Genomic DNA, 25823 nt, shown 5'->3' with positions numbered 1-25823 from the left:
GGATTATTTGGCTGATTTTTTTCGGCCCTTACGTTCTTCTAGCGTGACCTTTATCCATATTCCGACACCTAAAATAAGGCCTCCTACGTATCCTGATTCAAAAAAGGATGAAAAAACGTCCTGCCAACTAAATGGGAAAAAATCTTTTTTAAAATAAATAATTAATGATGCAAGAAATACTGATGCTGCATCAGCAACTAAAAATAAAACCAAGCAACATAATATCAACTTAGATAATTTTATAATGTTATTTTTTAGCATTGACATCATCCTTTTTATCGAGAGTATCTTTTACAGCATTTCATGTTTTCTCACTGATGTAGCCCCCGATAATTGTACCTATTAAACCAGATATAACATTTTTTCTGTCCCCAGCCTTGAATATGATCTAGTCATATTCGAGAATAGCCTGAGTCAAGAGCAGGAAACCATTCATCAATGTGCTGACGCTTATTCCATTGAGATAAATGAGAAACTTCTTCCCTTCAAGTTTACTATTGGGTTTCAGCCATAAATTTTTTCATCACATCCTAAATCTAAGCATAAACCAAATTCCTAATGCAGCAATAGGTCCAGTTATGGCTCCCAATGTAAAACAATCTATTGCAGTCTCCCATGTAAAATTAAATTCACCTTCACTCAAGAAATCAACAACGCTAAACATTAAATTTAATAAAAAGAATAAAAAAACATTAAAAAAGCATAAAAAACAATCAGATAGACAAACATAATCAAGTTTATCTTATCATTTTTCATATCCTTTACCTTATTTTTCGTATATTTTCCACCAACTTCAGCACCAACTGAGCCTCCTAGACCACCGACAGTTCCAGGTATCGGACTTTTAGGTTTACCTGTTGTAATCCAAGGATATATAACAGGGATATTTCCGTATTCATTTCGCACATTATTAAATATCGGTTTTAAAGGTACTTCTATCAATTTCCCTGCCCCAAAACCGATTAGTGATCCACCAAGAGGCCCTAACATAGCATTTGTGGGATCTTCACCTTTTAATAAACTACCTATATATGTTGTATTAATACCGTGTAGGTCAGCGCTTTTTTATACTCCTCCCACATCGCGACCGAATCGCCCTCTTGCGGACGTTTGACTTTGGAGTCGCCCTTGGCCTCCGCCGATTTCACCTATCAGTTGTGCCTGTTTCAGGCGTTTCTGTTCTTTCTCTTTGTTAAAGATCGGGCTGAGCGCCGCATAGGTGGTGACTTGAAAAATTCAGTTTTAATTCCGGTCAGGCCGGGAGCTTTGAACACATTTCATTTCTCTTTATTCGCTTTGATCCAGGACATAATCCAGATTCCTATTCCCAAGGGGACTCCCCCAGATAGACCTTTTCTAGCTGAGTCAATAACTCCGTTCTGCCACAAAAAGTAAAAAAAACCATCCTTAAGAAAGAATACAAATGCTATACCCAATCTAATAAGAAGCATAGTTAAAGCAATGAGCACAGTGAATGACGTGATCAGAACCAAAAGAGTTTTAATCCCTACTTTATTTACCATTTTGATTATTCCTGATTGCCTTTACTTGGTTCTCCGCTTCAGAAGTCGCTGCTTCTGAACTCAAAGCACCGACTACCGCCCCTACAGATTCCGCAGCTCTATTTGAAACAATAGGATTTAGCTTATTACCATAGGTGATTACTTTACCGCCAGCAGCACCAACTACCGTACCAATTCCCGCAGCAATAGAAGCAGTTAACGGATCTTTATTCTGCAATTTTGCACCCGCATATGCACCAGCAACGCTTACCACTTCTGTAAACCAGAATCCTCTACCTTGCGTTACCGCACCAGCGCCTGTAGCAATCAGCGCATCTGTATAGCTAAATGGACCATTCCCCATTAACTGATTACTAATATTTGCTGTACCACTGATAACCCCACCACCAATTATTGTGCCTGCACTTAACATACTGGGTAGAAATACGGGCGCGACAACCACAGAAGCTCCAGCCCCCCATGCAATTAACAGACCTCGGACAGGATCTTGTCCTTCCGGTATCGTACCTGTGATCAACTTGTGCATCGCATACTGACGCTCTTCTTCCGTTATCGGATTCAATACATTACCGTTTTCATCCAGCAGGTTGGTATTGGTATACAACGATGTCATCGACATACCAACATCAGTCATCCCTTTTGGCATGCCATTTGGACCAAAGTAGTTATTCTCCACCGCATTGCGCCCGGACTGTGCGCCGCTGGCGGCAGAAGCCGTGCTGTTGCCAGCCAGACCCGATACCAGCCCAGCGGCCAGCGTCGAGAGCGCGCTGACCGACTGCTTTTCCGCTTCCGTCAGGTCGTTCGCCGTCTTGCCGGGATATTGTGCGGCCATAATCACGCGGGCGACTGGTGATTGAGACTGAACTGCGCTTCTGACTGGCTGATGTAAAAATCCCGGCCTTTTTAGGGGGCGAGATTTTTTAATTCAACATAACCAATCGAGAAACCTGCATACAGAACTATTTATAGCGTCCGAATTACTTATCCAACATGTTAGGATCGTACAAAGGCGAGGCCTGCATTTTGGGCTTGATTTCTTCATACCAAGCCTTAAAAATCCAGTCTTGTGGACGATTATTTATTACAGGATTAGCTTTGAAGTCTATTTCTATTGCTTTCTCTATATTTCTATAACATTGCATATAATTGGATTTCGATAGCTTAGAAAAATCTAAGGTTTGATCATAGAAATCATAAGTTTCATAGATTTCCTCCATAATCTCTTTGCTTACCTGACTGATGTAGGAGCGTAAATATTCAGCAACAACATCAATTGCTGAAGACCCCAATGACACACCGTTATTTTTTGAAAAATACAAAAATCCAGCCATTTTTACCTCAAGATAACAATCTTTGACTTATCTGCCTGAGACAAGGTTCGCCTTCCGTGCGCACGATATCCATCACCTGCGCACCGATTTCACCTATCAGCTGCGCCTGTTTCAGGCGTTTCTGCTCTTTCTCTTTGTTAAAGATCGGGCTGAGCGCGTTGTTCTCGTGATCAACGTCAGTCAGCCCCCGCACAACTGAAGTAAAAAAGCCCCGGCAGCATTACACCGTCGGTTACGCCCCCAACGGCGGTAAAAAACCGCCCAGCCCGCAACTCAAGCTCAGCGACAAGTGGCTGGAATACCTCGGTTTCAACACCGGGCAGTTGGTGATTGTCACCGTTGAGCACGGTAAGCTGGTCATTGAAACTGAGCTAAGGTTCTGACTGGCAAAAATGACGCTCCCGACTCGGAAACTAGGAGCGTCATATTTAAAACCCATTTAATACAACTTCACCATAATCAAAACACTTAGGCGCTTGCAATTTAGTCTCGAATTTACATTCGATATAATTACTTATCAATAAATTACATCCTTCATCGACTATTTTTAACTCACCAATAAAAGATAGAACAATGTCGCCTTCAAACTGGATAACCAGATAACTGTTAGCCGAGTCTATTTTTTTTACAACATATTGATTATCAAAAGGTCGCCCATAAGGACCGTCAGGTAAAAAGAAATAGAGTGACTCTTTTCCTGCAATCCACATTTTGATTAACTCATTAGTGCTCATTTTTTGATGTTCCACTCAGTCTTTGGATTAGGTAAAAATATTTGCGTACCGCCACCATGCAAGGTTGTGTAAGTTTCTTTTGTACCTGTTTGTACGGCGGCTGGCCCCTCATAGTATTTAGTACCTTTAGGTATTTTTATTATCGCTTTATTTTGGAATGTATTACCCCACTCAGGTAAAACAGCACTATCTAACTGAGACTGCAATGGCCCTTTAGATGGTTCTGGAGTCCAATAGCGACCATCAACTTTAGCGTCTCCGCCATAATCCCTATAAAGATATACATCTCTTTCTGCGACTTTCTCCGTGTAGCTTCCACTTCTGAAAGTCGAAGCAGGTGCCCGTAGATCATTTGGATTTCCTAACGGCCCTACTTCATGTGGCCCATAAGATTTTATAATTTGTGATGATTGTGACGCTTTAGGAGTATTAACAATCTCATTTATTTCAGATTGGCTTAATTTTGCATCTCTGGCTGAACCACCGGCTTTCCCCGGCAACACTGCACTAACACCAGCCCCTGCTAGCAAAGCTGCCCCCTCAGAAGCAACAGCCAGATCTTTACCAAACTCACTGGCATATCGGTCTATGACTGCATTATCTTTCGCCGTTTCCTGCTGTACAAATCGGGCAACATCCGAATCAATCCCCAGGAGGAATCCGTTCTCAAGATATGAACTATAAGCATCATTTGCTACATCGCGGCCAAATGCACACATATCAGGGTGGTCCTGACAGGATGCAGCCTGTTTTTCCCTGTCTTTTTCTGCCTGCTTGCGTACCTCTTCAAGAATGGGCGCAATATCTTCTCCTTTTTCTCTAGCAGCTTTCACTTTTCTGTTTAGTGCATACATATCACTGGACAGGAAGTTATTCTCCACCGCATTGCGCCCGGACTGTGCGCCACTGGCGGCAGAAGCCGTGCTGTTACCAGCCAGACCCGATACCAGCCCGGCGGCCAGCGTCGAGAGCGCGCTGACCGACTGTTTCTCCGCTTCCGTCAGGTCGTTCGCCGTTTGACCGGGATATTGTGCGGCCATAATCACGCGGGCGGCTGGTGATTGAGACTGAACTGCGCTTCTGACTGGCTGATGTAAAAATCCCAGCCGCTAGGGCTGGGATTTTAGTCAATTTAATTTAATAAAATACATCAGTCTGAGTGGCCGTTATTTTATTCATGCATTAACGTCATAACGCTCGTCCTGAATAATGTAAGGCTCTGCAACATCTTTCCACACAGTATTCGCCATGTTTTGCCATTCTGTCGGATTTTTCTGTTTCGCAATATAATCCCTGATTAGCTTAACTGCTTGATTAAAATCCACCTTATCTAACTCAACAAATGAATAAAATTTTAGATACTCACCTTCTTCAGATTTAATTATCTCATGCAGTTCGGGATGGTCTGGTAAAAATACAGCATCCAGCATTTCGCCAAAGGCATCCCAATAACTGCTATGAATAAATGCAGAAGTCAATCTATCTTCAGGTTTTTCGATAGTTTCATCTCTACGAAAAAAAATACTAGCTCCCATATCATTACCTCATAATGATAACTTTATCTTGCTGTGTTTTAGGCAATTTTTTTATATAATTCATGAAAATATTTTGGTTAGCAGGCGTTAACACTCTAAAGTCAACAGGAACAAAATCAGCTTTTTGCAAATGTTCTTGAATTACTTTTTGTCCATTCCCAGAAATCATGTTTTTCTCATAAAACTTATTTAATCCATCTATTTCTTTCTGTGTCAGTCTATCAGTCGTATACATGGCATCGACGGTTTTACCTTTATTGGGGCCTGACGTAATCACAAAATCAGGTGTTTTATCAGTAATCATCCCTGGTGGTGGCGTATAGCGCTCCATTGTACCAAGAGTAGGCTCTAATTGTGCGGCAGATGCAGCTTCCGCCGGTTTTAGCTTACCGTTCCCCCCCAGATCCGGGGTATTAAGTCGGTCATGTCCTTCCAGCGGTGTAACATTGACTTTTACTTCGTAAATACCATCTGCATTCTTGACCAGCTTTTCTGTTTTTCCCAGTACAGCACTGAACTCCGGCACTTTCTTACCAGGTAAAAATATGCTCGCCAATATTCCACCTGTCGCTTCCAGCGCAGCCTGATTGCCGCCAGACGCCTGTTTGATCGTGTCGGCTATTGCTGACCAGGTTTCACTCTTCATCAGCGCTTTCACCGAGTCGGCTGCTGCTTGGTTTTTACCTGCCAGATCGCTTAAAGCCTTATTACAATAACCATCTCCGACAGCACATGACGCCAGTGCCATCGCACCATCCGCAACATAATCTGTTCCACCTAATGCAGCATCACCAGTATCAGCGACAGCATTGATAATACTGTTCGCGATAGCCGATGTAGTGCCTTCACCCAGCTTGTCGCGGATCTGTTTCTTCCACCATTCCGCACTTTCTTTCAGTAACTCTCGACCCTTATCCCCGGTAAGCGAGTTATTCTCCACCGCATTACGCCCGGACTGTGCGCCGCTGGCGGCAGAAGCCGTGCTGTTGCCAGCCAGACCGGACACCAGCCCGGCGGCCAGCGTCGAGAGCGCGCTGACCGACTGCTTTTCCGCTTCCGTCAGGTCGTTCGCCGTCTTGCCGGGATATTGTGCAGCCATAATCGCACGGGCGGCCAGTTCACCGCTGGAGGCACCAATCGCCCCCGCTGCCGCATCCTGTCCCGACAGCTGCGCGACTACCGCCCCCACCACCGCGTGCGCCATCGCATTGGCCGCGATATCCGATGCCGTGATTTTGCTCTCATCCTTCGGTAGCGTGACGTCTTTCACCAGTTGCGCCAGGTACGGCGACGCACCGCTGGCTATCGCTTTCTGGATATCCCCGCCCGCCAGGGCCTGGATCGCCGCCGTCGCCGCCTGTGCCGCACGCTGGAAGTCGCTCCCCGTGCCGTATTTCTGCATCTCGGCCTTGTAGGTCGGCGATTCCGTCAGCGCCTTTTTATAGTCCTCCCACATCGCGACCGGATCACCGTCTTTCGGACGCTCGACGGTAGCATCGCCCTTGGCCTCCGCCGCTTTCTGCGCCTTCAGCTCGCCTTCCGTGCGCACGATATCCATCACCTGCGCGCCGATTTCACCTATCAGCTGCGCCTGTTTCAGGCGTTTCTGCTCTTTCTCTTTGTTAAAGATCGGGCTGAGCGCGTTGTTCGCGTGCTCAACGTCACGGCTCAGCGTGGCGATATCCTGCACCTGCTTCGCCGTATCCCGCAGCAGCAGCGTGCCGTCACTCACCGCCGCATAGGTGGTGCTGGACGCATTGCCGCTGCTCCCCAGCGCCATCAGCGCCGACGGCACGTTCATCGCCAGCGTCGACAGCATACTGCCGTTCAGGGACGGGCTGGCGCTGAACCCGGCGCCGCTGTGCTCCACCTTGAATTCGGCTTTATTATTGAGCCCGCTCCAGCCCAGCGTCCCCGTTTCCAGCCGGTTTTTCTCGGCGCTGGCGGTGGAGGCAATGACCGCAGCGTCAAGCTGGGTATGTTCTCCGGTCTTTATACCAAATCCGTCTTTACCGGCAAAGAGCCCCGTCTGCTGCTGCACACTGTCATAATTGCTGTGCATCCTGTCCTTGCTGAGGCTGATATAGCCGCTGCCGCCCCCGCCGCCCCAGGTAAAGCTGCCGCCCGCCGACCCGCTCACCTGGCTGGAATCATAGCGGTCACTGTCCTGCTGACTTTGCAGCAGCAGGTTACGCCCGGCGTCAACATCGATGCGCCCGCCGCTCACCTGCGCGCCGGTCAGCCGCGTGTCGCGCTCGCTTTTCAGCGTGACGTGGTTGCCCGCATCCACCGTGGTTTCTGACCAGGTGTTGCCCGTGCCGGTTTCCCGCCCTTTCGCCGCATTGACGTTGGCGAAAATGCTGAGCCCCGCGCTGCCGTTGCTCAACCCCAGGCTGACGCCGATATTGCCACCGCTGCTGCTGTTCTTGCCGCGGATGTCCTCGCTGTTGCGGGCGGAAAGCAGGTGGATATCCTGCGCTGCGTTCATCAGGACATCGCCACCCGCCTTAAGCTGGCTGCCCGCGACCGTGATATCCCCGGTGCGCGATTCGATACCAATATCCCCGGCCGCATTCAGCGTCGAGCCAAAGCTCTGTTTCTGCTCGCTGGTCTGGCTGGAGCGTGAGTTCTGCGCCCCGAGCGAAATGCTGACGCCGACAAAAGACGCCTCCCCCTTGTTGTTCAGCTCGGACTGGCTGCCCTGATAGGCCTGATACCCCGCCAGCCCGGCCTTCATGCCCTGCAGCAGCGCCAGCCGGCCATCGCTTTCACTTTTCGCCGCCTGAATGCTCTGCACCGCGCTGTTGAGCGCCGAGCCCACCACGCCGGACAGCGCCACGGTCAGCCCTGCGCTTTTCTGCTCAAACTCCTGCTGCTGTTTGCGCGTGTCGTAGCCCGGGTCGAGGGTGACATTGTTGCCCTGCAGGAGAATATCCTTCCCGGCCACCATGTCGGTGCCGCTGATGCTGACATCGTTCCCGGCCTTCACCGTCACCGAGTCGGTCGTGCTGCCGAGGGTGCTGATGCTCTGGCTTTGGGTCGCCGCCTGGTCGCGCAGTTTCTGGCTGGTTGACGTTGAGCCGATGGTAAAGCCAATACCGCCGCCGCTGAACAGCCCGCTCTTTTTCTTGCTGTGCTCTTCATAATTCTGGTAGTTCTCCACGCTGGCAGCGGTGTTGACGTCGTTGTTCGCCAGCAGCGTCACCTGTTTGTCACCGACCACCGAGGAGCCCTGCAGGTTGATATCCTGATTAGCCGCCAGTGTGACACTGTCACCCGACAGCAGGCTGCCTTTCTCATTCGTCTGCAACGTTTCCTGCAGGGTATGCGTTACCGTCTTCGAAAACCGCTTCTTCTTGACCTGAGTTTCTTCAAAGAAGGTGTGCTGCGTTTCGGTCGCCGACAGCAGATTGATGTTGTTGCCCGCCTGCGCCGTCACCGCGCCGCTCGCCACGCCCTGCGCCGCCTGCAGGTTGATGTCTCTGCCTGCCTGCAGGTTCAGGCCCTGGCCCGTCGTGAGTTCGGTGCTCTGCTGGGTGATATTTTGCTGCCAGTCGGCGTGGCGATTCCACCAGTTCCCGCGGTAGGTTTCTTCGGTTTCAGACAGCAGATTCAGGTCACGCCCGGCCGCCAGTGTCGCCGTGCCTTTGGCGTTCAGGCTGGCCGCCTCGGACAGCACATCCCGTCCGGCTACCAGACTCAACTCGCCACCGCTCAGCAACTGAGCATTAGCCACCTCCTGCGTACGATGCTGCGCCGTGCTACCGCCCTGATACAGCGTCTCTTTCAGCGTATCCTGTGCCGTCAGGCGGATATCGTTGCCCGCCGCCAGCGACAGCGCCGTGCCGCCGGAAAGCGCACTGGCAGCAATCTGAATATCCTGACCCGCCACCGCCTTCAGTGCACCGCCCGCCGTGACGGTGCTGCCCTGTACCGCCGTGTTCAGCGCGGTGTTGCTGCTGCCCCAGCCGATATCGACACGGTTATTGGTCAGCGTCAGCGCCTCCATCGCCACATTGCCTTTGGCGTTCAGCGCCATGTCCTGTCCGGCGTTGAGCGTGGCCGCCACGTTGCGGATATCCTTGCCCGCGCTGAGCGTCAGGCTGTTGCCCGCCACAATTTCAGCGGTTTTGCCCAGTTCGGTGAAGACCAGCGAGCCGGTGCCGCTGTGGGAAGCCGTCGGCTGCGCGGTCTGGAAGGTGCGGCTTTCGGTGCGGTTGATGATATCGCCGTTGATGCTGGCAAGCTGCAGCGTGTTGCCTTCCATCCGGCTGCCGCTGTTGGTGATGTTGTTGAGCGCCACCAGATTCAGGCCGCCGTCTGACTTAATCAGCCCGCCTTCGTGGTTATCAATCCTGTCGCCGCTGGCAATCGCCAGCACCTCAACCGCCCTGAGCGTCCCGCTGTTGGTGACGCTGCCGCCGGCGTTCAGCTCGACCCTGTTCGCGACAATCGCGCTGCCCTGCAGGTTATTTTTATCCGCCTGCGCCAGATACAGTTTCGGTGCCAGTACGGTCTGCCCGTTGACCTCGATATTTTCCCACCAGACCAGACTCTGGCTGAGGTTGGCGACCTGCTCCGGCGTCAGGCTGACACCCAGTTGCAGGTTCATGCCTTTCTGCGCCGCCGCCGCGTTATCCAGCAGCATTTGCATCTGTGCCAAATCGGAGCCCGTGCCGTTCAGGTGACGCTGGCCGCTCTGTTTCAATACCGCCTGGCTGATGTAGCGGGTATCAAACTCCGCATCCCCGAGGAAGCGGTAATCGTGGTCTGCATCCAGATTCAGCTTGTCCAGCAGGTAGGACGAGCCCAGCACCCGGTCGGTCTGCGTCCACTGCGAGCGTGTCTCAACCGGCACCACCGTTGACGGCTGCTGCCCCAGCAGCGTCTGCAAATCGCTGAACAGCGCATTGTCGACCTGCCCCAGCTGTTCCAGTTTCGGGTTGGTGTGTATCAGGTAGCGGCTGTCGGCATTCGGGTCGACAACCAGCAGCCCTTTATTGCCGGTCGGCAATGGGTACTCCGCAAGCGGGTTGGTGCTCAGATTTTGCAGGCCGTTGCCGATGGCGCTCAGCAAGTCTGCGGCAGAAAGCGGTGGCTTCACAGCAGGCGTAGCCCCGCCCGGCAGGCTGTCTGCACTGACCGTTGGTTTCAGCGTTTCCACCGCCACCGGGCCCGGTGTCGCCAGCGTGGCAGGGGTGCCCACCGTGCCCGCTACCGTGATGCCCGTTGCGGTGTTGTCCACGCTAACCGGCGTCAGGCTGCTGCCTGTATCGGGCCGCGGGCCTGTCGACGATAGCGCAACGGCATCAGGGTTGCTGACATGGCCGGAGGTTGAAGGGGTTAACACCACCGCATCACCGGTGTTCAGCGTCAGCGGCCCGGTGGTAGTCGGTGTCGCGATGACTGCGGTGATGTTGTCCGCCTGTACGCCGGCTTGCAGCGCGGTGCCAGACTGCGGCGTCAGCGTGACCGCATCGGGGTTGTTGATTTGACCGGAAGAAGAAGATGGTAACACCACTGTATCACTAGGGTTCAGCGTCAGCGGCTCAGCAGTATTCGGGGCCGCAATGACTGCGGTGATGTTCTCCGCCTGCGCGCCCACCTGCAGCGCGGTGCCAGATTGCGGCGTCAGCGTCACGGTTTTACCCGTCGCATTCACGCCTGCGGCATTGCCCGCCAGCGGCGCCTGCCCGCCGCCGGCTTTGGTGACGTCAACCGCCCCGGCATTAAACGACGAATCCTGACTGACCAGTTGGCGCGTAGTCTGCTTCTGCAACGGCGACAGCGTGGTGATGACATCCAGCACAGGCTTGGTGGACGCGGGCATAAACCCGCCGCTGCCCGGCTGCAGGGTGGTATTACTAATATCCTGTTTGAAGTCAGCAGTAATGGTACCGCCCGCCTGAATTAAGGCGTTATAGCTTTCGCCAACGGTTTTTTCGGTGGTTGGGGTATTTTTCAAGATATAAGTAAGATATGGGGAAAAATTGGCCAACATGTAATCAAAACTAGATGGTGTATATTTAACTTTTGAAAGCACACCATTTATATAATACTGTGCTGGTTTGTACTTAGTATTTTCATACTGATATGTTAAATATTTTTTTGTAACCCCAGTTTGATATGACTGATTACTTATACTATCTCCAATTAACTCTATTTTTTTTCCTGAAACAATCTGAGAGGCATCATTAATTAGGATAATTGAATTTATAGAAATATTATTCCCAGAATAAATTCGGCCATCATAACCTAGTACAGATATATTAATTTCCTTATTTGCTATTATGATATTTTTAATATAAGCATGTTCGTAGGGAACATATAACGAAGATGATGGCTTCATACCATATATTATTGATTCATCACTAGAATATCCATCACCTCTATAAACAGATATGAAACTTGCGACCCCATAATCCTCAGCTTTAAACCATTCAATAGGAATATTCGCCGTTGTTCTCCCAACCCAATCCGGCACCGAGTCCCCAGCCAATTCCGTTTCCGTCACAACCAGTCCTTCCCGCTGATTGGTCAGCGTGCCGGTGTTGATCGTGATATCGCCGGACTGGGTTTCAATCGTGCCGGAGCTGTTGAGCAGCGAGGTGCTGGCAGTGCCCTGTGCATCGCGCTGCACCCACAGGTTATTGCCCGCCAGAATGGTGCCGAACACGTTGGTCAGCGAATCCGACAGCAGACGCATATTGCCGCCCGCGTAAAGCATGCTGCTGTTGTGTAGCAAGCCGCCGGCCTGCACCAGCAGGTCGCCCGTGGTGCCAATCAGCCCCTTGTTATTCAGCGTATTGTCGCTTATCAGTGTCAGATTACCGCCCGCCTGAATGCTGCCCGCTTCCAGCTGTACGATATCTTTTGCACTGACGCGCGATTCCCCACCGCCCGCCAGAATATTGCCCTGATTGGTCAGCGTGCCGGTGCTGGTCAGCTGGACGGATTGACCCTGCAGGGTGCCGCGCTGGTCGAGGTCGCCCGCCACGTTCAGCGTCAGCTGTCGTCCGGCCGCCATGCTTTGGGTGAAGGTCAGCGGTCCGGTAATGTCGGCACTCAGGTTGCCCAGCGCCACCAGTTGCCCGTCCTGCTGCAGCTCTTGGGTTTTCAGGCGCAGGTCCTGCGCGCTGTAGAGCTTCGCCCCCTGACGGTTAATCAGCCGCTGCGTCTGCAGCGCCAGCTGTGTCAGGCCCAGCAGCGTGCCATGGTTGTCGAGTTCGTCGGCGATAATCTCCAGTTCACCGGCCTGCACCAGCCCGTTATTCACCCACCGCGGAATGGATAACGTCAGTTTATCCTGTGCCATCAGGCTGCCCTGCTGGGTTAGCTGCGCGGTGTTCACCGCCAGCCCGCGCCCCTGCAGCCAGCCGAGGTTGTCCACCGCCGCCGCGTTCAGCGTGGTAGTGCCATCGGACAACAATTGCCCGCCCTGCTGGTTGACGATGCGGTCTGTCGCGTCCAGTTGCAATGCCGTGGTGCCCTGCACCGTGCCGCCGTTGGTCACGGTATTCCCCGTCAGTGTGGTAGTCGCGGCTTTGATGTCACCCTGATTGGCCAGCGTCGCCGCCTGCACGTTCAGCGTGCCGTCGCTGCTCAGACGTGACTGCGAGGCATTGGTAAACTGACGGGAGACCGTCGCGTCAAGCGCGCTATTGCCACGCAAAGTACCGTGGTTAGTGAGTTCATCGGCACCCAGCGTCAGTGTGCTGCCCTGTATCTGCCCGCGGTTGGTGATGTCATGCGCCGTCAGGCTCAGGTCACCGCCGCTGACCAGCTGGCTACCCTGTGCGCCCTGATACGAGCCGCTCAGTTGCAGCGTCCCGCGCTGTACGCCCAGCAGATTGCCCTGCTGCTCAAGGTCACGGGCGGTCAGGCGTAACGCGTCCGACTGCCACAGTCCCTGATTGCGCAGCACACCGGTGGTCAGTTCGCCCGTGCCGCCGCTGAGTAACCGCCCCGTCGTCAGGTTATCGACACGGTCGGTGAGTTGGAGCGTAAAGCCGCCGACGCCCGTCAGCGTGCCGCCGTTTTCCAGCGTCTTACCGGTTACTGTTACTGTGCCCTGCGAGAACAGCTCCCCCTGATTGTTGAGTGCGTATCCGCTGAGCGACAGACCGTTCAGCCCCGCCACCGTGCCGCTATTGCTGAACGTGTCGCCGTTCAGCAATAGCGTACCCGCCTGCCATAAACCGGTATTGTCCGCCCGTGTGGCATGCAGTGTCGCGACACCGTTGCTGAGCAGTTGACTGCTCTTATTGCCGACATAGCGCAGCACGTCGAGCAGACGCAGCGCGTCAGTGCCCTGAATACGCCCCTGATTATCGATTTCATCAGCCCGCAGTTGCAGGTCATTCGCCTGCAGCGTACCCGCATTGCTCAGCGTGCCGCTGTCAACACGGCCTGCGCCGTTGGTCAGCAACTCGCCGCTGGCACGGTTAAGCAGCTCATCACGGTTAGTGACTGTCAGGCCATTGCTGCCCAGCACCCGCCCGCTGTTATCCAGCGTGGTGGTGGTCAGGCTCAGCGTGCCCGCGGCTATCTCACCGCTCTGGTTCAGGCGGTCAGCCGTGATAACAGCCTCGCCATCGCTCAGCAAACGTGACTGTTCATTTCCCTGATAGGTGCCCAGCAAATCAAGACGCAGCCCGTCCTGTCCGAGCAGCGACCCGCCGTTTGTCAGGTCGTTTGCAGACAGCGTCAGCGTGTTGCCCTGCCAGAGCCCGTCGTTCATCACCGTGCCCGCCTGCACCTGCAGGGTACCGTTGGTCAGCAGTTGACCGTCGCGGCCAACCGTCAGGCCGTCACGCAGCTCCAGCGTGATGCCGCGCTCACCGATAACCATGCCGGTGTTGCTGAACGTCCCCCCGTTCAGCGCCAGCGCCCGGCTTTCCCAGCGTCCGCTGTTGTTCAGTTCATTACCGTGCAGCGTCAGCGTGTCGGCAGTATGCAACAGACCCGCACCCTGATAGTCGCCATTGAGCAACAGTGCACCGTCGGCAATCACAGTGCCTGCATTGCGGATCTCGGCACTCTCGATATCAAGCTTGCCTACGCCGGACACGGTGCCCTGATTATCGAGCAGGCTGGCGCTCAGCCAGCCGTCACCGCCGGAGAGCAGCGTCCCCTGATTGGTTAACCGGCTAGCCGGATTAGCGCGATCCAGTGTGATGGCTAACCCCTGGTCCCCCTGAATGCGCCCGCGGTTGGTCAGTTGCTGCGCGTCAACCGTCAGGCGGTCTGCCTGCCAGTCACCGTCGTTTGTCACGTTCGCGGCGCGTAATACCGCGATGCCCTGCGACAGCAGTGTGCCGCCCTGCTGGTTGCCAAGGTCATTTGTGGTCGTCAGCGACAGCGCGTTGAGACCAAAAATCTGTCCACGGTTGGTCAGATCGCTGGCCTGCAGCGTGATGTCGCCTGCCTGCCACTGCCCCTGATTATCAACCCGATCAGCCGTCAGCGTGCTGCTGCCCTGACTCAGCCATTTCCCCTGATTGCGTACCGTCCCTGTAATCGCCAGCGTCAGCGCATCGACGCCCAGCATTTTTCCGTAGTTATCCAGCGCCTGCGCGTCCACCTTCAGCGCACGGGCTTCCAGCGTCCCCTGCTGGTCGATATGGTTTGCAACGATACCCAGCGTGGTGCTGCCGCTGATTAAACCGCGATTATCCAGTTTATTACGCAGATCCAGTTGCAGATCGTCCGCGCCCAGCATCTGCCCGTGGTTCAACACGTTCTGCGCGGAGATACCGATACGCGGGCTGGTGAGGTCACCGGTGTTGGTCAGGGTGCCGTCCAGCGTCAGTTGCAGACTGCGCGTGCCGTTAAGCCGTCCGCCATTGGTCACGTCGCGGGCAGCAATGGCGAGCGCCTGGCTGTTCAGCGTTCCCTGATTGTCGAGGTGATTGCCGAGCAGGAACGTTAACCCGTTCACGCCCGTCAGGGTACCTTGGTTGACGACATCATTGGCGTTGAGCGTCAGCGCATTACTGCTGATGTCACGGGTGTTATTCAGCGTTCCGTTCAGCCCCAGAGACAGGCTGTCAATACCGGTGAGCGTGCCGCGGTTGATCAGGTCGTTCGCGTTCAGCGTCACTGCCGCCCCGTACAGCGTGCCGGTATTGTTGAGGTTCTGGTTTACCGTGATCCCTAGTTGGTCAAGGCCGTTGATTTTCCCGCTATTGTCCAGCCTGTCGGCCTGCGCGGTCAGGTGATAGCTGCTCAGCGCCCCCTGATTGGTTAAGGCATCCTCCAGCGTCAGTTGAAGACCGTTCACGCCGGTGATCTCACCCGCGTTGGTCAGCGTGCGGGCAGCAATGTCGGCGCTCCTGCTCCACAGCGTCCCCTGATTGGTGACATCACCGTTTGCCAGCGTCACCTTCAGCGATGTATCGCCCTGAATGTGCCCGCGGTTGAGCAGGGTTTGCCCGTCCAGCGTCAGGCTGTCCGCCTGCCATTCGCCGTCATTGCTCGCCTCGGCCGCGTTCAACACTGCCAGTCCCCGTGTGAGCAACTTGCCATTTTGCGCATTGGTCAGACGTTTTTTCGCCGTCAGCGATAGCACCGACAGCCCCAGCAGTTGCCCGGCATTCTCGACCTCATCGGCCGTCAGCGTCAGCGTGTTACCCTGCCAGAGCCCATCGTTCATCACCGAGTCCGCCTGTGCCAGCAAGGCCCCGTTGGTCAGCAGTTGACCGTCGCGGCCGACCGTCAGGCCGTCACGCAGCTCCAGCGTGATACCGCGCTCACCGATGACCGTGCCGGTGTTGCTGAACGTCCCGCCGTTTAGCGCCAGCACCCGGCTTTCCCAGCGTCCGCGGTTGTTCAGTTGATTGCCGCGCAGCGTCAGGGTGTCGGCGGTATGCAACAGACCCGCCCCCTGATAGTCGCCATTGAGAGACAGTGCACCGTCGGCAATCACGCTGCCCGCATTGCGGATCTCGGCACTCTCGATATCAAGCTTGCCTACGCCGGACACGGTGCCCTGATTGTCGAGCTGGCTGGCGCTCAGCTGTGTGTCGCCGCCGGAGAGCAGTGTGCCCTGATTCGTGAGCAGGCTGGCCGGATTATTGCTATCCAGCGTGACCGTTAACCCGCTATCCCCCTGAATGCGCCCGCGGTTGGTCAGTTGCTGCGCGTCAAACGTCAGGCGGTCTGCCTGCCAGTCACCGTCGTTTGTCGCGTTCGCGGCGCGTAATACCGCGATGCCCTGCGACAGGAGTTTCCCGTCCTGCTGGTTGTTCAGTGTGTTGCGTGTCGTCAGCGACAACCCATTGAGACCAAAAATCTGCCCACGGTTAGTCAGATCGCTGGCCTGCAAGGTGATGTCACCCGCCTGCCACTGCCCCTGATTGTCAACCTGACCCGCCGTCAGCGTGCTGCTGCCCTGACTCAGCCATTTGCCCTGATTACGGGCCGTCCCCGCAATCGCCAGCGTCAGCGCATCGACACCCAGCATCTTGCCGTGGTTATCCAGCGTCTGCGCGTCCACAGTCAGCGCCCGCGCTTCCAGCGTCCCCTGTTGGTCGATATCGTTCGCAACAATACCCAGTGTATTGCTGCCGCTGACAAGCCCGTGATTCTCCAGCGTATTGCGCAAATCAACTTGCAGATCGTCAGAGCCCAGCATCTGCCCGTGGTTCAGCACGTTCTGCGCGGTGATACCGATGCGCGGGCTGGTGAGGTCACCGGTGTTGGTCAGGGTGCCGTCCAGCGTCAGTTGCAGACTGCGCGTGCCGTTGATCTGACCATCGTTAGTGAGATCGTTGGCGGTGATGGCAAGCGCCTGGCTGTTCAGCGCGCCCTGATTATCCAGATGATTGCCGAGCCGGAACGTTAACCCGTTCACGCCCGTCAGGGTGCCGTGGTTGACAACGTCATTGGCGTTGAGCGTCAGCGCCGTGCTGCTGATGTCACGGGTATTATTCAGCGTCCCGTTCAGGCTCAGGGACAGGCTGTCCACGCCCGTCATCGTGCCGCGGTTGGTCAGGTCGTTTGCGTTCAGCGCCAGCGCCGCGCCGTACAGCGTGCCCTGATTATCAAGGCTATTGCCAACGGTCAGTTCGAGCCGGTCAAGGCCGGTGATTGTGCCGCTATTGTCGAGGCTGCCTGCCTGTGCGGTCAGGTGATAGCTGCTCAGTGCGCCCTGATTGGTTAAGGCGTCATCCAGTGTCAGTTGAAGACCGTCAACGCCGGTGATCTCACCCGCGTTGGTCAGCGTGCGGGCAGCAATATCGGCACGCGTGCTCCACAGTGTGCCCTGATTGTCTACATCACCGTTTACCAGCGTCACCGTCAGCGATGTATCGCCCTGAATGTGCCCGCGGTTGTTCAGGGTTTGCGCCTCCAGCGTCAGGCTGTCCGCCTGCCATTCACCGTCATTGCTCGCCTCGGCCGCGTTCAGCACTGCCAGCCCCTGCGTGAGCAGCGTACCGGTTTTCTCATTGGTCAGCTTGTTTTTTGCCGTCAGCGTCAGCGCCGACAGCCCCAGCAACTGTCCGGCATTCCCGACCTCATCGGCCGTCAGCGTCAGCGTGTTGCCCTGCCACTGGCCTGTGTTCTCCAGCTGTCTGGCGGTCAGCGTGCTGTCGCCCTGACTCAGCCACTTCCCGCTGTTGCGCGCCGTGGTGTTAATCGCCAGCGTCAGTGCATCCACGCCCAGCATCGTGCCCTGATTGTCCAGAGCGTTCGCCTGCACCTGCAGTTGGCGACTTTCCAGAGAACCCGACTGCTCGACCTGACGCGCCTCCAGCTGTACCCGCTGGCTGCCGCTAATGAGGCCGCTGTTGTGCGCCGTCTCCTGCAACGTCAGATGCAGGTCGTCACCGGAGAGTTCCCCCTGATTGAACAGGCCGGTCGCCGACAGCCCCAGCGTCGCCCCGTAGAGCTTGCCCTGATTGGTCAGGCGCTCAGCAAGGATTAGCTGCAGTGCGTTAACCCCGGCAATTTCGCCGCCGTTAAACAGGGTATCCGCCGTGATGTCTGTCCGCTGTCCCAGCAGCGTGCCCTGATTCTCCAGCGTGAGCCCCTGCAACTGAATGGCATTCGCCTGCCAGCGCCCGCGGTTGGTGAGCGTGGTGCCGGACCAGTCCAGCCGCCCGTCGGTCTGCAGCGTCCCGAGTCCCTGATAATCCCCGGTCAGCGACAGGGATGTCAGGGCGACCACGGCACCGTCATTCTGGATCGTGTTGCCCGTCAGGGTTGCCGTGCCGTTACCGGAAAGCGAGCCCTGATTGGTGATTTGCGTGGCCTGCAGTTGAAGATCACCGCCCGACACCAGCGTGCCGCGGTTGTCCAGTACACCGTCGCCCGCCCCGCGTCCCTGAGGTGAAGATGAGGCGTTGAGCTGCTGAATATCTGCCGCCAGCGACAGCGCCATCGGCAGGAATGAACGCTGACGTGCGGCACCCGCTGGCGTGACCGTGATATCAAGATCGCGATCGGCCTGAATCCGTCCCGTGTTAGCGAAACGGGCGGCCTGCAGCGTCAGGTTATCCGCCAGCCACTCGCCGTGGTTCTCCGCTTGGGCAGCCTGTAACACCGCCGCCCCCTGTGTGAGCAGTTTGCCGGTTTGTTGGTTGGTCAACCCGCCCTGTGCCGTTACCGACAGCGCCTGAATACCGAGCAGTTGCCCGGCATTGGTCACCTCATCCGCTTCCAGCGTGAGGTTTCCGGCCTGCATCAGCCCGCGGTTATCCATGCTCTGCGCGGTCACCGTTGCGTTGCCCTGCGTCAGCAGATTGCCGTCGTTGGAAAAATTACCGGCAATCGACAATGTCAGCGCGTCCACGCCCAGCATTTTGCCCTGATTGGTCAGCGAGGCGGCGTCCAGCGTGACGCTTTTCCCTTCCAGCGTGCCGCGTTGTTTAACGGCGTCTGCCTTCACTACCACCGATTGATTGCCGCTGATGACGCCCGTGTTATCCAGCAGCCCGGTGGTGTTCAGTTGCAGGGTATTGATGCCCTGCATATCGCCACGGTTGTTCACGTCCACCGCTGCAACCGACAGGTTGTCGCTGCGCAGTTCACCGCCGTTATCCAGACCGCCCGACAACACGATCCCCAACGAATCGGTGCCCACAACGCCGCCGAGATTCGTCAGGCGGTTCGCTGTTATCGTCACGTCATTACCCAGCACCGCGCCCTGATTGGTAAAGTGCTTCCCTTGCAGGGACAACGCCCGGCTTTCCCAGTGCCCGCCGTTAACCAGCGTGTCGCCCTCCAGCGTCAGGGTGCCCGCCGTATTCAGCAGGCCACGGCCCTGATAGTCGCCGTACAGCGACAGCCCTGTTGCCGCGACCAGACGGCCGTCGTTCCTCAGCGACATGCCCGTCAGTGTCGCGTGGCCCCGGCTGGACAGCGTGCCCGGATTCTCCATCAGGCGCGCGAACAGCGTGGCGTCACCGCCCGTGGTCAGCGTGCCGCGGTTGATTAGCGTCCCTGTGCCGCCGGTCGTTGGTAGCGTCAGGGACAAGGCGTCATCCCCCTGGAGCTGGCCGTCATTGGTGAGATTGTTTGCCGTCAGCGTCAGGGTTTTCGCCTGCCAGTCTCCGGCATTAACAGCCTCCGCCGCGGTGAGCACCGCCGCGCCCTGAGACAGCAGTTTCCCCGCCTGCCGGTTGGTCAGCCCGCTGGCCGCCGTCAGCGCCAGTGAGGACATCCCGAAAATCGTTCCCGCGTTATCCAGTTCCTCCACCTGCAGCGTGACGTTTTTCGCCTGCAACGTGCCCTGATTATCGAACCGTTTAGCCCTGGTAGTGCTGTCACCGTCACTCTGCAGTGTTCCCTGATTAGACAGGTTGCCGGCTATCGCCAGCGTCAGTGCATCCGTACCGTGAAGCGTGCCCTGATTGTCTAGCTGTGCGGCTTCCACATGAAGCTGGTTACCCTGCAGCGTGCCGGTGTTAGCCAGATTGCCGTTCAGGAAGAGCGACAGGTTAGTGATACCGCTGACCGTGCCACGGTTGTCGAGAGACGCCCCCTCCGCCGTCAGGGTTAGCGCCTGCAGCGTGCCCCGGTTTTCGGCCTTCGCCGCCTGAAGACGCAGTGCCTCTCCGCTGAGCCAGTCGCCACTATTGGTAAAGGCGTCGGCGACGGTCAGGTTCACCGCCCCCTGCGCCTGTGCCTGCCCGCTGCTTGTAAGAGTATTGGCCTGAAGGGTCAGGGCATTGCCCTGCAACGCCCCGGCCTGGCTGACGACATCGCTGTGAATGGTCCAGTTGCCCGCCGTCAACAGGCTGCCGCGGTTGTCCAGATGGGTGGCCGTAATCTGTCCGTCGCCGGTAAGACTGGTTTTCCCCGTATTCAGCCAGCGTGCTGCATTCAGCAGGAACTGCTGCGCCTGAATGGCACCGTCGGTCTCGACCAGTCCGGCATTCACCGTCAGGTCCGTGCCAGCCAGCAGCGAGCCGCTCGCGGATTGCGTCAGGGCACGCGTGGCCTCAAGCTGCAGCGCGTTGTCGGCCTGTAGTGTCCCCTGATTGGCAAGTGTGCCGGTGCGCAGCTGTAAATCAGGCGCGGTGAGCGTGCCGTCATTGCTGAGGCGGTCAGCGGTGACCTGCAGGGTGTTGCCGGCCTGCATCAGGCCGCGGTTATCCAGCGTGTCACCCAGCGTCAGCGCCAGTTTTTCACCCGCGCTGAGCGTGCCGCGGTTCACCAGACTACCGCCGTGCAGCGCCAGCATCTGCCGCGCATTGATAGTGCCGTGGTTTTCTGTTGTCTGGCTGGTCAGATCGAGAGTGTTCGCGGTCACCTCGCCCTGACTGGTCAACTGGTTAGCCTGCGCACTCAGCGTCGCGGCCTGCAGTGTGCCGCCGTTGGTGATGGTGTCAGCCAGCAAAAACAGCTGATTATCCGTCAGGATGTTGCCCTGATTGTTCAGCACCGTTTGCAGCTCAAGCGTCACGTCATGGCGGGCGCTGAGCAACCCGCGGTTGTCCAGACGCAATGCGTTAACCGTCAGGCGCTCGGCCGCCGCCAGCGTACCGCGGTTCGTCATGTCACCGCCGCTGAACGTCAGCCCCTGCAACGCAGCGATATCGCCCTGATTGTCCAGCGCATCCAGCGTCAGCGTCAGGGTTTTCCCTGCCAGCGTGCCACGCTGTACCAGACGTCCGCCCTCCACACTCAGTGTATTGCCCGCCGTCAAGTTTCCCTGCCAGTCGCCCTGCTGCGTAACGCGCACCGTGGCATTATTCTTTGCCTGAAGCTGCGCGCTGCCGGCACCGTTAAGGGTCTTCGCCGCCAGTCGCACGTCTTCGGCGCCCGCGCTGCCCGCCAGCGATACGGTGTCGCCACGCATATCAAGCACCGACTCCGCCTTGATGCCACTTGCCGCATCCTGCTGCAGCGACTGGCCTGCGTTGACCGTCACCTTGCCGGCGGCAAGCTGGGCAGCCTCAAGCGTGACAGCGTCACCGATAAGGGATAATTGATTGGCGGACTTGACGGTACCCTGCGCATCGACGCCCGCGCTGATGACACTGTTTTGTGCCTTCAGCCCACCACCCGATGACAGCGCGATGTCTTGTCCGGCACGCAGCGTCGCATCCTGCAGCGTAATGTCCTGCTTCGCGTTCAGCGTCAGCGCGTCGCCCGCCTGCTGCTTGCCCCGCAGCGCCAGCGCATCCGCGTCAGCCTGAATATTCCCCTGCGCCACCGTATCGCCGAGGCTGAGTTTACCGTTGGCCGACAGCGTGATATCCCCGCTACGCGCACTGAGGTTGCCGACGTTGACGCCCACGCCCTTATCGCTGGAAACCAGCCTGATGCGGTTGGTGTACATGCCACCCAGCGCGCCCGTATCCAGTGCGACCTTCACACCGCTGTCTGCGGCCTGCGCCGTCACCTTGCCCGTTGCATCGACCTGACTGGCACCGAGCACAATCTGCGTGTCATTGGCATTCAGCCCGGCGTTAATCTGCGCGGTGCGGGCTATCAGGCTGAGGTAATCGCTCTTGCTCGCATCCAGCCCCTGCCCGGTCAGCGTGATATCGCCGCGGGTCACGTCGATATGCTGCAGGTTCCCCTGCGCATCCAACTGGGGTTTGCCGGTAGTCAGCGTCACCTGCGGGGTATTGATAAAGCCGCAGCCGTCGCAGGTAATGCCGTTCGGGTTGGCCACGATGACGCTGGCCTGTTTGCCGCCCACTTCCAGATACCCCGCCAGCGTACTGCGGTTGCTGGACACCACTTCGTTGATAATGGCCTCGGCGGCCTTGCCTTTCAGGTTCGGGTTGTTCTGGATCAGCCCGCCAAGCTGGGTCGGATTGAGCTGCGCCGTGCCGTTATTCAGGATCAGACCGGGTTTATCGACGTTAAAATCCTGATACTGGTTATGGGAAATTCCCGCACCGTTTGGCGTGGCGATATTGATGACCGGGACGCCGTTACCGGCCTGATCCAGCGCGGTGTTGCCCGTCGCGACCTGCACGCCCGCCGCCATGGCCGGCAGCAGCGGCTGAAACGCAATCAGGTGGATCAGCGTGTACGCCAGCAGGCGCTGTGTGGTTTTTACTGGTTTCATCCCTGATCCCCGGTCTTAACGATGCATAATTAACAAAGAAAAATTAACAACGAATAATTAAAACGACAGCCCAACGCGGTAATACACCACGGCGCTATCCGGTTTTAGCCAGTCGGGGTGTGCCAACGGCCAGCCAACCGTGATTTGTTGTGAGAGATATTGATTCGCGACGCCAGCTCCTACCGCCGCGCCCCACAGCGTACCCGCCGATTCGCTTTCAGCTTTCTGTGAGAAAAGATGCCCGCCGTCCACCGCCGCCGTCAGGGTAACGCTGCCCAACAGCGGCAACTGTGCCGCCCGCCAGTTGAGCTCGTTGCGCCAGTAACCACCACGATTGCCTGAGAGATACTGCTCTTTGAAACCCCGTACGGAAGTTTCCCCGCCCAGCGTGACCTGTTCACTGCCATACAGGCGCTGCGGTGAATACTGACCATAGAGGTTGGTGAGGTAATGGAGGTTGTCAGCAATCGGGTAGTAATAACTGGCCGCCAGCGTCACTTTGTTGAATTCGGCACGCAGCGCATCATCAGATTTCCCTTCATCGCTTTCTGCGCCGAACCAACGCGTTCCTCTGCTATAAGCGGGGTTGAGCGTCGCCAGCCCGCCCCACAGTTTCTGGCTGTGATTGATGCCGATAATCGCGCTGCTGAGTTTACGACTGCTGGATTGCAGCAGAACATCGTTCAGGTAGTTCTGCCCGATACGGTGCGACATGCCCGCCGAGAGGCTGGTTTTCATGTCACCGTTGCGGAATATCACGCGTGACAGCGTGGCGCGGTGCGTCTGACTATCCCCCGTTGAATGCCAGAGAAAGTCCCGGTTGATGAAATCGTTGCGATAGCGGCTCTCAGAATAGTCGTAACTGAGCGTCCAGTAGCCGTAAGGCAGCGAGACACCCGCCTGCAGGCTTTCGGCATTGCGACTATCGCGAAATTCGCTACTGTGTCCACCGTTGATAAACCACTGGTCGGCCAGCCCCAGCACATTGTCCGCCCATAGGCCGCCGCTTAGCTGCCGTACCCCGGTGCTTTTCTGCCCGCTATTATCGAAACTGATATTTGCCGTCAGCGGAATTTGCTTTTTACTGGTCAGGTTGACGATGGAATAACCGGGCTGGCTGCCGGGCTGAATTTCGATGCTCACCTGCTGCGTCGGCATGCGGTTGAGCTGTTCCATGCCCTGTTCGATATCCCGGAGATTGAGAATTTCGCCTTCCAGGCCTGGGAAAACCTGTTTTAATGCCCACGTTGATTGGTTATTAAGATTAATAGATTCGAGGCGCCCTTCCAGAATATCGATCTGCAATACGCCGCCAGAAAGATCCTGCTCAGCAATAAAAGCGCGACTGGTAATATAACCCCGTTCGATATACCAATTACTGACGTCATGAATCAGCTGATTTATATCATTAACATTAAGGCAACGATTAATATAATCTTTATTTAACCTGTTTTTATCTCTTTCACGCAGCAGCGAGCTATTGTGATAATAAATATCTTTAATGAAAAAACAGTGTCCGGCATTACTTCCACCTGTGGGATTCACCGTCGTTTGTGGCTGATTTAATTGCAATAAGGAATCGCGCTGCTGCCGGGATTGATCGATCACCTCGGCCTGGCGCTGCTGAATGTCATTTCGGTCTGCCGGATTAAGCGGCGCGGAAAATACGGTATAAGAAAATAGCGCAGGCATGATAGCAATCAGCCTGAAAAAACCACGCATGGTTTCATCCCTGATGATAATAATTTTTTTGGCATAGTAGAGCCGTTAATTACCAAGCTCAATATGTCAGGTAATATATAATTTTATGATAATGGATTTGCGTTAAGTCGCGATAAAATATTTCCTTAACCAATAATTTCAGGCCTGTTACACCTAGTCACACAATGCTGCGCATTTCATGACCTTTTCTTGTCGATTCGCCAACCGACAGACACCTCGCCCATAGCTTCGTTGATGCATCATATTGTATATTAGCGCCTCATCGCCGTAGGTTATTGCGGCACTCACTTATATTTATCTCACCACGTTGCGCAGCGCTTCTCTCTGGGGGAACAGTGAATTATCCAATCGGGCAGATCAATCACAGCTATCTGGGCTCCAGCGTTTATACCATGCTGCGTGAAGCGTTAATTACCGGCCAACTCAAACCGGACGACCGCCTGAGAATACGGGAGCTTGCCGCACAGGTGGGTACCAGCGTCACGCCAGTGCGAGATGCGATCCTGCAATTGGCGAAAGAACAGGCGCTGGTGCTCAAAACGCCGCGTGATATCCGTGTTCCTCAGTTGACCGAAGCGCAATTTATCGAGATCCGCACATTGCGGCTGGCACTGGAAGGCACGGGGGCCGAGCAGGCTGCCGCACACATTACGCCGAAAATGCTGGGGCAGATTGAGGAAAATATTCGCCAGAATCGTCTGGCGATTGACGAGAAAAATCTACGCGAAGCGCTGCGGTTAAATAGTGAATTTCATCTGTTTCTGGCGCAGGCGGCTCGTATGCCGCTGTTGACGCAGTTTATCGGCAGCTTGTGGATGCGCACCGGCCCGCTGATTGCACAGGCCTATGCGCATTTTTCCGTGCAGATGGCGATCGAACATCATGAAGATGTCCTCGCCGCGCTACAGCAGCGCGATGCCAGCACCGCCCGACAGGCCATTCAATCCGACATTCTGGATGGCAGCGAAACAATGCTGGCTTTTATTGCGATAGAACAATAGGTTATCGCGTTATGCCGCCATGAGTCGTGGCAACAAGCCGCGAATTAGCAGTCGGGTTTCTTTTGCCTGACTGATAAACGCGGGCAGCAACGCGGTAAAGCCAGGTTCATCGAGCGATTCTGCGGTGTGCTGAGTGCACAAACGCAGCGTGGAATTCTCATCCAGCGCCAGCCAGCAGCCTTTCATCGCCGCCATTTCAAAGTTGAGCATCAGCATGAGCTGGTAAACCGCCGTGCTGACGTCTCCCTGAAATCGCATCACATCGCTGTGTAATAGCAGCACGCTGCTGCTGGTGGGGACCTCTAATACCACCGCTTCCTGTCCGTCAGATTCGCGTAGCGCACAGATTCCGTCCTGCAAACTCAGTTGAGTACGGCTGAGCGAACCGTAATGGCGCAATAGGCGAGTAATATGCTGTTGTGTGGGTGTCATCCTGTTCTCCTT

The 25823-nt window shown here is 55.8% G+C and carries 10 protein-coding genes and 4 pseudogenes; 2 read left to right on the top strand and 12 right to left on the bottom strand.

Annotated features, from left to right (window positions below):
• Positions 1-3: 3 nt before the first annotated feature.
• The 6 genes and pseudogenes from AB8809_RS11475 to AB8809_RS11450 form a co-directional block, all read right to left on the bottom strand.
• A complete protein-coding gene (locus tag AB8809_RS11475; RefSeq protein WP_349856466.1) occupies positions 4-261 on the bottom strand; it encodes a hypothetical protein in 258 nt (85 codons plus the stop codon).
• A gap of 408 nt (positions 262-669) precedes the next feature.
• Positions 670-990, bottom strand: coding sequence for a hypothetical protein (locus AB8809_RS11470; RefSeq protein ID WP_349856467.1), 321 nt, complete (start codon positions 988-990; stop codon positions 670-672).
• A 111-nt stretch (positions 991-1101) separates the two neighbouring features.
• Positions 1102-1212: pseudogene (locus AB8809_RS11465) on the bottom strand (hemolysin); the annotation flags it as partial.
• A 300-nt stretch (positions 1213-1512) separates the two neighbouring features.
• On the bottom strand, positions 1513-2358 hold the full coding sequence (locus tag AB8809_RS11460) for a VENN motif pre-toxin domain-containing protein (RefSeq protein WP_349856474.1): 846 nt from the start codon (positions 2356-2358) through the stop codon (positions 1513-1515).
• 145 nt (positions 2359-2503) lie between these two features.
• A complete protein-coding gene (locus AB8809_RS11455) occupies positions 2504-2857 on the bottom strand; it encodes a hypothetical protein (RefSeq protein ID WP_320702171.1) in 354 nt (117 codons plus the stop codon).
• A 46-nt stretch (positions 2858-2903) separates the two neighbouring features.
• A pseudogene (locus AB8809_RS11450) lies at positions 2904-3035 on the bottom strand (hemolysin); the annotation flags it as partial.
• A 97-nt stretch (positions 3036-3132) separates the two neighbouring features.
• On the opposite strand from AB8809_RS11450, the pseudogene AB8809_RS11445 reads away from it, so the two are divergent.
• Positions 3133-3240, top strand: a pseudogene (locus AB8809_RS11445) (SymE family type I addiction module toxin); the annotation flags it as partial.
• Positions 3241-3285: 45 nt separating this feature from the next.
• Here the strand turns inward: AB8809_RS11445 and AB8809_RS11440 are convergent.
• From AB8809_RS11440 to AB8809_RS11420, 5 genes and pseudogenes are all read right to left on the bottom strand, one after another.
• Complete coding sequence (locus tag AB8809_RS11440) at positions 3286-3591, bottom strand: hypothetical protein (protein ID WP_320702170.1); 306 nt, start codon at positions 3589-3591, stop codon at positions 3286-3288.
• An 860-nt stretch (positions 3592-4451) separates the two neighbouring features.
• Positions 4452-4646: pseudogene (locus tag AB8809_RS11435) on the bottom strand (VENN motif pre-toxin domain-containing protein); the annotation flags it as partial.
• Positions 4647-4766: 120 nt separating this feature from the next.
• Positions 4767-5126: a hypothetical protein gene (locus AB8809_RS11430; protein WP_320702168.1), complete on the bottom strand. Its 360-nt coding sequence runs from the start codon at positions 5124-5126 to the stop codon at positions 4767-4769.
• Positions 5127-5130: 4 nt separating this feature from the next.
• On the bottom strand, positions 5131-22656 hold the full coding sequence (locus AB8809_RS11425; RefSeq protein WP_369987511.1) for a hemagglutinin repeat-containing protein: 17526 nt from the start codon (positions 22654-22656) through the stop codon (positions 5131-5133).
• Between the two features lie 57 nt (positions 22657-22713).
• The gene (locus AB8809_RS11420; protein ID WP_349855966.1) at positions 22714-24378 is read right to left on the bottom strand and encodes a ShlB/FhaC/HecB family hemolysin secretion/activation protein; all 1665 of its coding nucleotides are present in this window, start codon (positions 24376-24378) and stop codon (positions 22714-22716) included.
• Between the two features lie 335 nt (positions 24379-24713).
• Here AB8809_RS11420 and AB8809_RS11415 point away from each other — a divergent pair, with 335 nt between their 5' ends.
• Positions 24714-25379, top strand: a complete 666-nt coding sequence (locus AB8809_RS11415; protein WP_349855967.1) for a GntR family transcriptional regulator — start codon at positions 24714-24716, stop codon at positions 25377-25379.
• 9 nt (positions 25380-25388) lie between these two features.
• Here AB8809_RS11415 and AB8809_RS11410 read toward each other — a convergent pair whose 3' ends face one another.
• Positions 25389-25811 carry a type III secretion system chaperone gene (locus tag AB8809_RS11410; RefSeq protein WP_015840409.1) on the bottom strand — a complete coding sequence of 141 codons (423 nt, stop codon included), beginning with the start codon at positions 25809-25811 and terminating at the stop codon, positions 25389-25391.
• Positions 25812-25823 lie beyond the last annotated feature (12 nt).

It is taken from the genome of Pectobacterium aroidearum, from assembly GCF_041228105.1.
In the GTDB taxonomy this organism is placed as follows: Bacteria; Pseudomonadota; Gammaproteobacteria; order Enterobacterales; family Enterobacteriaceae; genus Pectobacterium; species Pectobacterium aroidearum.
The sequence above is the reverse complement of the archived record's forward strand: the minus strand, read 5'-3'. Positions and strand labels throughout refer to the sequence as shown.